At 71.3% G+C, this 11,638-nt stretch carries 11 protein-coding genes; 6 read left to right on the top strand and 5 right to left on the bottom strand.

The window, feature by feature from the left end; genetic code table 11:
• Both ACWGH4_RS21000 and ACWGH4_RS21005 read left to right on the top strand, forming a co-directional pair.
• The coding region (locus ACWGH4_RS21000; protein ID WP_453463014.1) for an energy-coupling factor ABC transporter ATP-binding protein at positions 1-932 on the top strand (932 nt) is incomplete at its 5' end.
• A gap of 17 nt (positions 933-949) precedes the next feature.
• Positions 950-1,798, top strand: a complete 849-nt coding sequence (locus tag ACWGH4_RS21005) for an ECF transporter S component (RefSeq protein WP_441263152.1) — start codon at positions 950-952, stop codon at positions 1,796-1,798.
• Between the two features lie 104 nt (positions 1,799-1,902).
• Here ACWGH4_RS21005 and ACWGH4_RS21010 read toward each other — a convergent pair whose 3' ends face one another.
• The gene (locus tag ACWGH4_RS21010; RefSeq protein ID WP_441262751.1) at positions 1,903-3,072 is read right to left on the bottom strand and encodes a steroid 3-ketoacyl-CoA thiolase; all 1,170 of its coding nucleotides are present in this window, start codon (positions 3,070-3,072) and stop codon (positions 1,903-1,905) included.
• A 338-nt stretch (positions 3,073-3,410) separates the two neighbouring features.
• On the opposite strand from ACWGH4_RS21010, the gene ACWGH4_RS21015 reads away from it, so the two are divergent.
• Complete coding sequence (locus ACWGH4_RS21015; RefSeq protein ID WP_453463017.1) at positions 3,411-4,655, top strand: cytochrome P450; 1,245 nt, start codon at positions 3,411-3,413, stop codon at positions 4,653-4,655.
• Between the two features lie 27 nt (positions 4,656-4,682).
• On the opposite strand, the gene bla is transcribed toward ACWGH4_RS21015, so the two are convergent.
• From bla to ACWGH4_RS21030, 3 genes are read right to left on the bottom strand one after another with little or no spacing between them, the layout of a single operon-like run.
• A complete protein-coding gene (bla, locus tag ACWGH4_RS21020) occupies positions 4,683-5,633 on the bottom strand; it encodes a class A beta-lactamase (RefSeq protein WP_453463020.1) in 951 nt (316 codons plus the stop codon).
• Positions 5,630-5,827, bottom strand: a complete 198-nt coding sequence (locus ACWGH4_RS21025) for a DUF397 domain-containing protein (RefSeq protein ID WP_453463023.1) — start codon at positions 5,825-5,827, stop codon at positions 5,630-5,632. The genes bla and ACWGH4_RS21025 overlap by 4 nt, the downstream gene beginning before the upstream one ends.
• Positions 5,802-6,635: a helix-turn-helix domain-containing protein gene (locus tag ACWGH4_RS21030; protein ID WP_453463039.1), complete on the bottom strand. Its 834-nt coding sequence runs from the start codon at positions 6,633-6,635 to the stop codon at positions 5,802-5,804. The genes ACWGH4_RS21025 and ACWGH4_RS21030 overlap by 26 nt, the downstream gene beginning before the upstream one ends.
• A 100-nt stretch (positions 6,636-6,735) precedes the next feature.
• On the opposite strand from ACWGH4_RS21030, the gene ACWGH4_RS21035 reads away from it, so the two are divergent.
• The gene (locus ACWGH4_RS21035; RefSeq protein ID WP_453463026.1) at positions 6,736-7,155 is read left to right on the top strand and encodes an ATP-binding protein; all 420 of its coding nucleotides are present in this window, start codon (positions 6,736-6,738) and stop codon (positions 7,153-7,155) included.
• A 53-nt stretch (positions 7,156-7,208) separates the two neighbouring features.
• Here ACWGH4_RS21035 and ACWGH4_RS21040 read toward each other — a convergent pair whose 3' ends face one another.
• The gene (locus tag ACWGH4_RS21040; RefSeq protein ID WP_453463029.1) at positions 7,209-9,233 is read right to left on the bottom strand and encodes a bifunctional glycosyltransferase 87/phosphatase PAP2 family protein; all 2,025 of its coding nucleotides are present in this window, start codon (positions 9,231-9,233) and stop codon (positions 7,209-7,211) included.
• 305 nt (positions 9,234-9,538) lie between these two features.
• On the opposite strand from ACWGH4_RS21040, the gene ACWGH4_RS21045 reads away from it, so the two are divergent.
• Together ACWGH4_RS21045 and ACWGH4_RS21050 are read left to right on the top strand one after the other, a co-directional pair.
• Positions 9,539-10,654: a DUF2330 domain-containing protein gene (locus ACWGH4_RS21045; RefSeq protein WP_453463032.1), complete on the top strand. Its 1,116-nt coding sequence runs from the start codon at positions 9,539-9,541 to the stop codon at positions 10,652-10,654.
• Between the two features lie 16 nt (positions 10,655-10,670).
• Positions 10,671-11,342: an O-methyltransferase gene (locus ACWGH4_RS21050; protein WP_453463035.1), complete on the top strand. Its 672-nt coding sequence runs from the start codon at positions 10,671-10,673 to the stop codon at positions 11,340-11,342.
• Positions 11,343-11,638 lie beyond the last annotated feature (296 nt).

Raw genomic sequence — 11,638 nt, forward strand, 5'->3', positions numbered from 1 at the left:
GCGCGTTCCGGGGTCCGGGCGGAGCCCGGTTCGGGAAGGGGCGGGGTGGGGAACAGGCCCCGAGCAGCGGCCCGGCCGGCCGCGGCCCCACTCACCACCGCCCCACCCACCGCCTCCTCGCCCGCCTCCGCCGCACCCCACCCCCCGCGGCCTCGACACCGGAGACCACCCACCTCGTCGCCACCACCACCGCCCTCGCCGTCCGCCGCGCCCGCGTCGAGGCGCTCCGGCGGGTCGACCTGGCCGTCGCCCCCGGCGAGACAGTCGCCCTGATGGGGCGCAACGGCGCCGGCAAGTCGACCCTGCTCAACGCCCTCGTCGGCATGGTCGAGCCGACGGCGGGGACGGTCACGGTCGGCGGTCGCACCCCCCACCGCACGGACCCGCGCGAGCTGATCCGGCAGGTCGGGCTCGTACCGCAGGAGCCCCGCGACCTGCTCTACGCGGACACGGTGGCCGCCGAATGCGCGGCCGCCGACTCGGACGCGGACGCGGCCCCCGGCACCTGCCGGGCACTGGTCACCGAGCTGCTGCCGGGCGTGCCCGACGCGACGCACCCCCGTGACCTGTCGGAGGGACAGCGTCTGGCGCTCGCGCTGGCGATCGTGCTCACCGGCCGCCCTCCGCTGCTGCTCCTCGACGAGCCGACCCGTGGCCTGGACTACGCGGCGAAGGCCCGGCTGGTGGCCGTGCTGAAGGGTCTCGCCGAGGACGGGCACGCGATCGTCCTGGCGACCCATGACGTGGAGCTGGCCGCCGAACTGGCGCACCGGGTGGTGATCCTGGCGGGCGGCGAGGTGGTCGCGGACGGGCCGACGGCGGAGGTCGTGGTCTCCTCGCCCGCCTTCGCGCCGCAGGTCGCCAAGATCCTCGCGCCGCAGCCGTGGCTGACCGTCTCCCAGGTCGAGGCCGCCCTGAAGGGAGCCCCGTGAGCACCCCCGTCCCGCCCATGGCCGATGTCCCGCCCACGCCAAGGGGCACCCGTCCCGTCCGCCTCGGCCCCCGTTCGATCGCCGCGCTCGTCCTGATCAGCGCGATCGGCGTGGTCTTCTTCGGCTGGCCGCTGCTCGCCGGGGAGAACTCTGGGCTCGCGGCGCACTCGGGCGACGCGCCGTGGCTGTTCGGTGCGCTGCTCCCGCTCCTCGTCGCCGTCGTCGTCGCGACGATCGCCGACAGCGGCATGGACGCGAAGGCCGTGGCGATGCTCGGGGTGCTGGCCGCGGTCGGGGCGGCGCTGAGACCGCTCGGTGCGGGGACGGCCGGGCTGGAGCCGATGTTCTTCCTGATGGTGCTGAGCGGCCGGGTCCTCGGTCCCGGTTTCGGGTTCGTGCTCGGCGCCGTCACCATGTTCGCGTCCGCGCTGCTGACGGGCGGCGTAGGGCCGTGGATGCCGTTCCAGATGCTGTCCATGGGCTGGTTCACGATGGGCGCGGGCCTGCTGCCGGGTCCGGAGCGGCTGCGGGGGCGGGCGGAGCTGCTGATGCTCGCCGCGTACGGGGCGCTCGCGGCGTTCGCGTACGGCACGGTCATGAACCTGTACGGCTGGACGATCATCAGCGGCATGTCGTCCGGCATCTCGTTCCACGCCGGTGATCCGGTGCACGAGAACCTGGTCCGCTTCCTCGCGTACTGCGCGGCCACGTCCCTCGGCTGGGACCTCGGCCGAGCGCTGCTCACGGTGGTGCTGACGTTCACCCTCGGCGCGACGCTGCTCAAGGCGCTGCGGCGGGCGACACGGCGGGCGGCGTTCGAGGCGCGGGCCACGTTCGAGGCGCCGGGCGGCGACCCGCGCCCGTGAGCCGCCGGGGGCTCGGGCACGGCACCCGGAGCCGTACCGCAGCCCGACCCCGGCAGCCCGCGGCGCCGGACCCCGCGCCCCCGCGACCCGCCGCGGACCCGTCCTCAGATCCGCTGGATGATCGTGCCGGTCGCCTGCGCGCCGCCCGCGCACATGGCGATCAGCGCGAACTCCTTGTCCTGGCGTTCCAGTTCGTGGAGCGCCGTGGTGATGAGCCGGGCGCCCGTCGCCCCGACCGGGTGCCCGAGGGCTATGCCACCGCCGTTGACGTTGACCTTGTCGAGGTCCTGCTCGAACACCTGCGCCCAGCTGAGCACCACGGATGCGAACGCCTCGTTGATCTCGACGACGTCGATGTCCTTGAGCGACATGCCGGCCCTGCCCAGCACCGCCCGCGTCGCGTCGATCGGTCCGTCGAGGTGGTAGTGCGGGTCGGCGCCGACGAGTGCCTGCGCGACGATACGGGCCCGGGGCTTCAGCTTGAGCGCCCGCGCCATGCGCTTGGACGCCCACATGAGGGCGGCCGCGCCGTCGGAGATCTGTGACGAGTTCCCGGCCGTGTGGACGGCGGTCGGCATGACCGGTTTCAGACCCGCGAGCGCTTCCGCCGACGTGTCGCGCAGCCCTTCGTCCCGGTCGACGAGCCGCCACATCCCTTGTCCCGCGGCCTGTTCCTCCTCCGTGGTCGGCACCTGCACGGCGTACGTCTCGCGTTTGAAGCGCTCCTCGCTCCACGCGGTCGCGGCCCGCTGCTGGGACAGCAGTCCGAGGCGGTCCACGTCCTCCCGCGTCAGTCCGCGGCGGCGGGCGATGCGCTCTGCGGCCTCGAACTGGTTCGGGAGGTCGACGTTCCACTCGTCGGGGAACGGTTTGCCGGGGCCGTGCTTGGAGCCGCTGCCGAGCGGCACCCGCGACATCGCCTCGACGCCGCAGCTGATGCCGATGTCGATGACCCCGGCCGAGATCATGTTGGCGACCATGTGGCTCGCCTGCTGCGAAGACCCGCACTGGCAGTCGACGGTGGTGGCCGCCGTCTCGTAGGGCAGGCCGACGGTGAGCCAGGCGGTGCGCGCGGGGTTCATGGACTGCTCGCCGGCGTGGGTGACCGTGCCGCCGACGATCTGCTCGACGCAGTCGGCGTGGATGCCGGTGCGCGCGAGGAGTTCCCGGTAGGTCTCGCCCAGCAGGTAGGCGGGATGGAGGTTGGCGAGGAGGCCTCCCCGCTTGCCGATGGGCGTGCGTACGGCTTCGACGATGACGGGTTCCGCGGCCATGAGCTCGTCCTCTCCTCGCGGCCGTCCGGGCGTCCCGGCGCCCTTCAGGGCCGAACTCTCGAAACTGTGGAACTCTCCGGACTCTCGAACTTCGCGAACTCGCGAACCGGTGAACCGGCGAACACGGTGAACTGGTACGCGTTCTAGTTCTTCAAGAAGTCTTATGAGTGCTACCGCCGGTACGCAAGGGTCTTGCACGCCTCTTACTGCGACCCACGCAGGCAACAGTTCCGACCGTGAGCCTTGCTACTTGTAGAACTCGTTACTACCTTTCGGCCACTTCCTGATGGCCCATCAGACCGTCAGACCGCGACCCGAAGCTGAAGCGGGAGCTGCCGATGTCCTGCCCCCACCTGCCCCCAGGGTTCGACTTCACCGACCCCGACCTCCTCCAGGCCCGTGTCCCCCACCCGGAGTTCGCCGAGATGCGGCGCACCGCGCCGGTCTGGTGGTGCGAACAGCCCGCCGGCATCTCCGGCTTCGACGACGAGGGCTACTGGGTCGTCACCCGGCACGCGGACGTCCGGCACGTCTCCACGCACCCGGAGCTCTTCTCCTCCTGGACCAACACGGCCGTCATCCGCTTCAACGAGTCCATCAGCCGTGACCAGATAGAGGTCCAGAAGCTGATCATGCTGAACATGGACCCGCCCGAGCACACCCGGGTCCGCCAGATCGTCCAGCGCGGTTTCACCCCGCGCGCCGTGCGCTCCCTGGAGGCAGCGCTGCGCCGCCGGGCGCGTTCGATCGTCGAGACGGCCCGGAGCGGCGCGAAGCCGGACGGTAGCTTCGACTTCGTCACGAACATCGCCGTGGAGCTCCCCCTCCAGGCCATCGCCGAACTCATCGGCGTCCCCCAGGAGGACCGGTCCAAGATCTTCGACTGGTCCAACAAAATGGCGGCGTACGACGACCCCGAGTACGCCATCACGGAGGAGGTCGGCACGGAGGCGGCGATGGAGATCGTCTCGTACGCGATGAACCTGGCGGCGGCGCGGAAGGAGTGCCCGGCCGAGGACATCGTCAGCCGGCTCGTCGCCGCGGAGGGCGAAGGCAACCTGTCCTCCGACGAGTTCGGCTTCTTCGTCATCCTGCTGGCGGTGGCCGGGAACGAGACCACCCGCAACGCGATCAGCCACGGGATGCACGCCTTCCTGACCCACCCGGAGCAGTGGGAGCTCTACAAGCGGCTGCGCCCCGACACGACGGCGGAGGAGATCGTGCGCTGGGCGACGCCCGTCGTCTCCTTCCAGCGCACCGCGACCCAGGACGTCGTCCTGGGCGGCGCCCGCATCAAGAAGGGCGACCGCGTCGGCCTCTTCTACTCCTCCGCCAACAACGACCCCGCGGTCTTCGACCACCCGGAACGCTTCGACATCACCCGGGACCCCAACCCTCATCTGGGCTTCGGCGGCGGCGGTCCGCACTTCTGCCTCGGCAAGTCCCTGGCCGTCATGGAGATCAACCTGATCTTCGACGCGATAGCCGACACCCTCCCGGACCTCCGCCTGGCGGGCGACCCCCGCCGGCTGCGCTCTGCGTGGCTGAACGGCATCAAGGAGCTGCGGGTGACGACGGGGTGAGCGCCGCCGGCCCACAGGGCCGTATCACTATCCCTTCGGAGCCAGCATTTCCACCGCGTACGCCGCCGCCTCGGCGATGAGGGCCTGGTCGTAGGCGGCGTCCTCCGTGGTCTTGCTGGACATGATCGAGATGACGAGCGGCGCCGACTTCGGGGGCCACACGACGGCGATGTCGTTGAGCGTGCCGTAGGAGCCCGTCCCCGTCTTGTCGGCCACGGTCCAGCCCTTCGGCACGCCCGCCCGGACCCGCGCGGCGCCGGCGCCGGTGGCGTTGCGCTCCAGCAGGTCGCGGAGGAAGGCGCGTTTCGCGGGCGGCAGGGCGTCACCCAGCACGATCTTCCGGTAGTCGGAGCCGAACGCCCGGGGGGACGTGGTGTCGCGGGGATCGCCCGGCGTGGCCTCCGTGATCAGCGGCTCGATCCGGTCCATGCGGGTGACCGTGTCACCAAGGCCGCGTGCGTACGCCGTCAGCTCGGCCGGCCCGCCGAGGTCGCGGAGCAGCAGGTTGCCGGCCGTGCCGTCGCTGTAGCGGACCGCCGCGTCGCAGAGCTGCCGGATCGTCATGCCGGTGGACACATGGCGCGGCGTGACGGACGCGTTCTTCAGGAGATCCGCCTCGGTGTACCGGACGAGCGTGTCCAGGTGCGACAGCGGGTTCCGGGCAAGCACCGCCGCTGCCGCGAGGCCCTTGAACGTGGAACAGAACGCGAACCGTTCGTCGGCCCGGTGGGCGATGACCGCGCCGGTGCCGGTGGCGAGTGCGTACACGCCCAGACGTGCCTTGTAGATGCGCTCCAACTCGGCGAGCCGGTCATGGCGTTCCGCCGACGGCTCAGGCGACGGAGAGGAGGGAGCGGAGGAGGCGGCCGGGGACGGATCAGCTTGAGCCGGTCTGCTCCTGGCGCATCCGGCCAGCGGTAGGAGCGCTGCCGCTCCGAGCAGGGCGCGGCGTGTGACGGCCGGTCCCGATGCCGTCATCGCGATCCGAGTTCCCCCCTGGCCGCCGCCACCACGAAGGCGCTGAAGGCGTCCCGCGAGACGTGGAGCGCGGGACGGTGGACGTCCTTGGAGTCACGCACGGCGACACCGTGGGCGAGGTCTGCGCACTCGACGCACTCGCCGCCCTTGTCGTCGCTGTAGCTCGACTTATGCCACTGCAGTGTGCTCCCCATAGCGTTCCTCCATCACGCGCCGAATCAGCCTCGCCGAGTCTTCGACGGACAACGCCGCGGCCTGCAGATGAGCGTAGCGGAGCGACAGTTCCTGAACCTCGGGTTGGTTGATGGTGGAATGGCCGGATCGGTAGTCCTCGGTGTAGGCCATGTCCGGCTCACGCTCGAAGCGGAATACCGTGAACGCGCCGGAGAAGCCCGCGTGACCGCCTGCGTCGAACGGCAGGATCTGGACGTTCGCCCGGGCATCCTGGTGACACGACAACAGATGCGCCAGTTGGCCCCGCATGACATCAGTTCCGCCGAGACGCTGGTGCAGCACCGCCTCGCTCATCACGATCCACACCATCGGCGGCCCCGCTCGCACCAGGAGCTGCTGGCGCGCCAACCTGGCGCTTGTCTTCTCGTCGACGTCGGCACAGCTCATGACACTGAACACGGCCCTGGCGTATGCCTCGGTCTGCAGGAGCCCATGCACCAGTTGAGGCTGGAACGCATAGATCTGCCGCGCCGTCTCCTCAAGTTCGGCGTACTTGCGGTACCACACCGGGAGTTGATACCTCAGCACGAGTGGCAGCAGTCGGACCAGCGCGCCTTCTGCGCCGACTGCGGCATCGACCCGTTCCGTGAACTCCGCCGTCGGCAGCTTCCGCGCCGTCTCGACCTGCCCCACCAGCGAGCCCGTGTAGCTCACGATCGCGCCGAGCTGCTTCTGCGTCAGGCCCGCCGTCTCGCGGTGTCTGCGCAGCTCGTAGCCGTAGTAGTCGAGCGGCGACGCGCCCGGGTCGAGGGCGTTGAGGTGGCGGATGTCGGGCATGACGGGACCCCCTTGCTCAACTGCCGCAACGGCAGAGCACGTTGCGTACGTTCGGTGGCCCAGCGTAGTCACCGCAGGCCACGCTCGTGCCGTGAACGAAGAGATTCCCCAGTACGGTATGCGCTTCACCGCAGGCGCCCACTCCGCCCGGCACGTCCGGCGGATCGTCCGCTGCTATCTGATCCTCTGGAAGCTGCGCGAGCTGACCGAATCCGTCGAGCTGGCGGTGACCGAGCTGTTGGCCAATGTCGTACGCCATGTGCCGGGCGGGCGTTGCGGGTTGCTCATCCTGCGACAGCCGCAGGGCGTACGCGTGGAAGTGTCGGACGGCTGCGGCCGGTTGCCCGTGCCTCAGCAGGCCGGGGCCGAGGACGAGTCCGGTCGGGGGCTCGCGCTGCTGGAGGCCGTCGTCGACAAATGGGGCGTCGACAGCCGGGGCGGAACCGGCAAGACGGTCTGGTTCGAGGTCGCCCAAGTGGCGGAACGCGCCGACCTGGCGGACGATGGCTGAACGCGGCGATCCACAATCCCGGGGGTACGGGCCGAGGCCGGTACCCCCGGGGTTCACACGCGTGCGGCGGCGGTCTCCTTGTCGTCAGCGTCGTCGGCCGCCCTCGCCGACGGCACGGACTTCGCCGGGATCAGCAGCTCTCTGCGGCCCGCAAGTACGTACGTCAGGCCGAAGCCCGCTCCGACCACCGCCGCGCCGCCCGCGGCGTCGAGGACCCAGTGGTTGGCGGTGGCGACGATCGCGCAGACCGTGAACAGCGGGTGCAGCAGCCCGAGCAGCTTCATCCACAGCCTGGGCGCGAATACCAGCACGACCAGTCCGCACCACAGCGACCAGCCGAAGTGCAGCGACGGCATCGCCGCGTACTGGTTGGTGACGGCGGTCATCGCACCGTAGTCGGGGTTGGCGAGGTCCTGCGGGCCGTGGACGGTGTCGATGAAACCCATGCCGGGCATCAGCCGCGGCGGGGCCAGCGGGTAGAGCCAGAAACCGAGGAGCGCGAGCACCGTCGCGAAGGCGAGCGAGGCGCGGGCCCAGCGGTAGTCGGAGGGCCGGCGGACATAGAGGACGCCGAGGATCGCGAGCGGGACCGCGAAGTGGAACGACGTGTAATAGAAGTTGAAGAAGGCTTCGAGCCACTCGGTCCGCACCACGGCCTGGTTGACCCAGTGCTCGATGTCGATGCCGAGCGCGCCCTCCGCGGCAAGGATCTGCCGGGCGTGTTCCTCCGCCGCGCCCACACTGCCGGTCGCGGCGGCGCGGATGTGCGAATAGACCGAGTAGCCGACGCGGATGACGAGCAGTTCCAGCAGCAGGTTCGGTCGGCTGAGCACCCGCCGCCAGAACGGCAGCAGCGGTACGCGCGCCCACCGGGCCGGGGCGGTCGCGGCGTACTCGGTGGGGACGGGGCGGCGGAAGTACGGCGAGTCGAGCCTCAGGAACGGCACGGCGCACGCCGCGGCCAGCGCCGCGACGAGGAGCGCGTTGTCCCGTACCGGATGGAGCACCGTGATGTTGGGCAGCAGCATGTTGCCGGGCAGTGTGACCGCGAGGACGACGAGCACCGGCCACAGCATCCGGTCGGAGGCCCGCCGGCCGACACGGCCGACGACGGCGAGCAGCACCCACAGGACCTGGTGCTGCCAGGCGGTCGGCGAGACAGCGACGGCGACGCAGCCGGTGAGGGCGACGGCGAGCAGCAACTGGCCGTCGTGGGCGTAGCGGACGGCACGCCGCAGACCGAAGAGGACGACCGCCGCCGCGAGGAACAGATACACCGCGATCTCGAACGGACCCTCCAGGCCGAAGCGGAGCAGTGCGCCGTGGAGGGACTGGTTGGCGAGACTGTCGGGGCTCTCGCCGAGACCGGCGCCCGCGACGTGGTGCACCCAGTACGCCCACGAGTCACCGGGCATCGCCGCCCAGGCGAGGGCGGACAGGGCGGCGAAGGTGCCGGCGGAGGCCACCGCGGCCCGCCGGCGGCCGGTGAACCACAGCAGGGGTACGAAGAGCAGGACGGTCGGCTGGAGGGCGGCGCCGACGCCGATGAGTAGGCCCGCGGGTCTCTCGCCGCGCACCGCGAGGCAGCCGAGGAGGACGAGCAGCACCGGGATGATGCTGGTCTGGCCGAGGTGGAAGCTGTTGCGAACCGGGAGCGACAGCATCAGCAGGCTGATGGCGACCGGCGCGGCCAGCAGGGTGCTGCGGCGGGAGACGGGGATCGGCAGGGCGCGCGCCGCGACGAGGCCGAGGAGCACCACGAGCAGCAGCGTGCCGAACGTCCAGGCGACACCGAGGCTCTGCTCCGCCGATCTGGCGAGCGGCTTGAGCACCAGCCCGGCGAACGGGGTGCCGGTGAACCGGCCCTCGTCGTAGAGGGAGCCGGGGACGTGCAGTACGCCGTTCTCGCCGATCCACGTCCCCAGGTCGGTGAGCCGCTCTCCGGGCGGGCTGGTCAGGACGGTCGCTGTCTGCCGTACGGCGAGCACGGCCGCGAAGAGCCACAACGCGGCCCGGGCCGCGCCGATCCTCGAATCCGCCGTCGCACTCCCGCGCACGCTGCGTTCCGCGTTCGCCACGTCGCGCCGAGCCTCCCCACCGTTCTGTCGGTCTGGTGTGTGCTGTTCTGGTGTCCACGGAGCGTCCGTAGAGCGTCGCACCGCCCCGTGAAGAAGACCTACGCAACCGCCTGTTCGCCTGGCTGTCACCCCGTTATGGCCGAAATCCTCTCGGCGACCGAGCGCTCGACGCCCGATCGCCGCCGGCCCGCCGACTTCTGCCGGACCGCCGGCCGGTGGACCGGCACCGGACCGCCGCCGGACCGTTGCGGAACAGAGTCGTCCAGGCCGGAACCGATGATGTTCATGGTGCCGTCACAGACGGTATGCGGGGGAACATACAAGAATTCGGGGTACGCGCGCGCCTGGTCACGGTGCTGCTGGCGGTACTCGCACTGCAACTCGGATCGCTCATCAGCCCGGCCTACGCCTGTGGCTGCGGCGCGATGGTGGTGGACCGGAACGCGGAGTTCTCCGTCGCCCGGGAGTCGTCGGTGATCGACTGGGACGGCCGTACGGAGCAGATCGTCATGCGCTTCACGGTCGACTCGGACGCGCCGGAAGCGGCGTGGATCATGCCCGTACCGAGCCGGGCGGACGTCGAACTCGCGGACAGCGCCCTCTTCGACGAGCTGGTCGAGATCGCCGCGCCCGTGCACCGTACGCGCCACTACTTCTGGCCACGGAGCGGCGACTGGCCCTTCGACGACACGGACGGCGCGGGCGCGGGCGCACCTCAGCCGGGCGCCGCCGCCCCAGGGGTCGGCGTCGTCGGCCGGGAACGTCTCGGCGACTTCGACGTGGCCCGGCTGACGGCGACCGACCCGGACGCGCTCGGCGACTGGCTCGCCGACAACGGCTTCGAACTGCCCCAGGGCCTCGACAAGGACCTCGAACCGTATGTCGACGCCGGCTGGGAGTACGTGGCCGTACGGCTGGCGCCGAGCACCAAGGGCACGACGCTCGACGGCACGCTCGATCCGCTGCGGCTGAGCTTCGCCAGCGAGAAGCTCGTCTACCCGATGCGGCTGTCCCGGCGCGCGACGACGGCCCAGTCGCTCGGCCTGTTCGTACTCGCGCCGCACCGCATGGAACCGCGCGACACCATCGGCGGCTCCGAACCCGAGGTCACGTACGCGGGCAAGGTCGAGCCGCGCGGCGCGGTGGGCCGCCTCACCGGCGGGAAGGAACGCTTCCTCACCGCACTCGACCAGCACTTTCCCGAGCCCGGCCGGATCAACGGCGACCACGAACTCGTGGCCACCGCGCAGGACACACCCTTTCGGCGGGTGATCTGGGACGACGACCTGCTGACGGTCGCCGGTGTGCCGGTGTGGTTCCTGACCGTCGGCGGCGGGGCCGCTGTCGTCGCCGTGTCGGCCCTGTCTCTGCTGCGCGTACGGGCGAGCCGCCGCACGCCGACGCCGGGAACGGCCGCGTGAAAGTAGGTTGAACGGTATGACTCAGGATCAATGGCAGGCCGTGGACGGCTACATCAGTGATCTCCTCGTGACGGAGGACGAGGCCCTCACCGAGGCCCTCGCGGCGAGCGGGGCGGCGGGGCTCCCCGCGATCAACGTCGCCCCCAATCAAGGCAAACTGCTCCATCTGCTGGCGCAGACACAGGGCGCGCGTACAGCGCTGGAGATCGGCACGCTGGGCGGCTACAGCACGATCTGGCTGGCGCGGGCGCTGCCCGAGGACGGCAGGCTGATCTCGCTCGAGTACGACCCGGCCCATGCGGAGGTCGCCCGCGCGAACATCGCCCGCGCGGGCCTGGCGAAGATCGTGGAGGTCCGCACGGGCGCGGCCCTCGACACCTTGCCGCGCATCGCGGCGGAACCGGGCGCGGGCCCCTTCGACCTGGTCTTCATCGACGCGGACAAACGCAACAACGCCCGCTACGTGGAGTGGGCACTGCGCCTGACCCGCCCGGGCAGCCTGATCATCGTGGACAACGTGGTGCGCGGCGGCGGCGTCGTCGACACGAAGAGCGAGGACCCGTCGATCCTCGGCACGCGCGAGATGTTCGACCTGGTCGCCCGCGAGCCGAGGCTGGACGCGACGGCGCTCCAGACGGTGGGAGTGAAGGGGTACGACGGGCTGCTGGTGGCGCGGGTGGTCGCGTGACGGTGGGGGGCGCGGCGCGCGCGCCCGCGCTGCGCGGGGCGGGCGTGACCGCAGCGGGGAGGCCTCTGCGGGCGGGTGATCGCGTGACGGTACGCGGGACGCGCGGTGCCGTGACCGCGGCGCGGAGGCCGCTGCGGGCGACGGCCGCTGCGTCGCTACCCCAGGACGGGCGGAGCCGCTGCACGTGACGACGCTGGGTCGCTGCTCCGGGGGCGGGCGGGCCGCTGCGCGGGGCTGTCCCCTACCCGCCCCTTCCCGAACCGGGGCAAGCCCCGGACCCCGTACCGCGCTTCGCG

This window comes from Streptomyces sp. NPDC054847 (assembly GCF_053610925.1).

Bases quoted from the DNA above. Each gene is read 5' to 3' on its own strand.
- ACWGH4_RS21005 (WP_441263152.1), top strand. From the start codon at position 950: ATGGCCGATGTCCCGCCCACGCCAAGGGGCACCCGTCCCGTCCGCCTC.
- ACWGH4_RS21010 (WP_441262751.1), bottom strand. From the start codon at position 3,072: ATGGCCGCGGAACCCGTCATCGTCGAAGCCGTACGCACGCCCATCGGC.
- ACWGH4_RS21015 (WP_453463017.1), top strand. From the start codon at position 3,411: ATGTCCTGCCCCCACCTGCCCCCAGGGTTCGACTTCACCGACCCCGAC.
- bla (WP_453463020.1), bottom strand. From the start codon at position 5,633: ATGACGGCATCGGGACCGGCCGTCACACGCCGCGCCCTGCTCGGAGCG.
- ACWGH4_RS21025 (WP_453463023.1), bottom strand. From the start codon at position 5,827: ATGGGGAGCACACTGCAGTGGCATAAGTCGAGCTACAGCGACGACAAG.
- ACWGH4_RS21045 (WP_453463032.1), top strand. From the start codon at position 9,539: ATGCGGGGGAACATACAAGAATTCGGGGTACGCGCGCGCCTGGTCACG.
- ACWGH4_RS21050 (WP_453463035.1), top strand. From the start codon at position 10,671: ATGACTCAGGATCAATGGCAGGCCGTGGACGGCTACATCAGTGATCTC.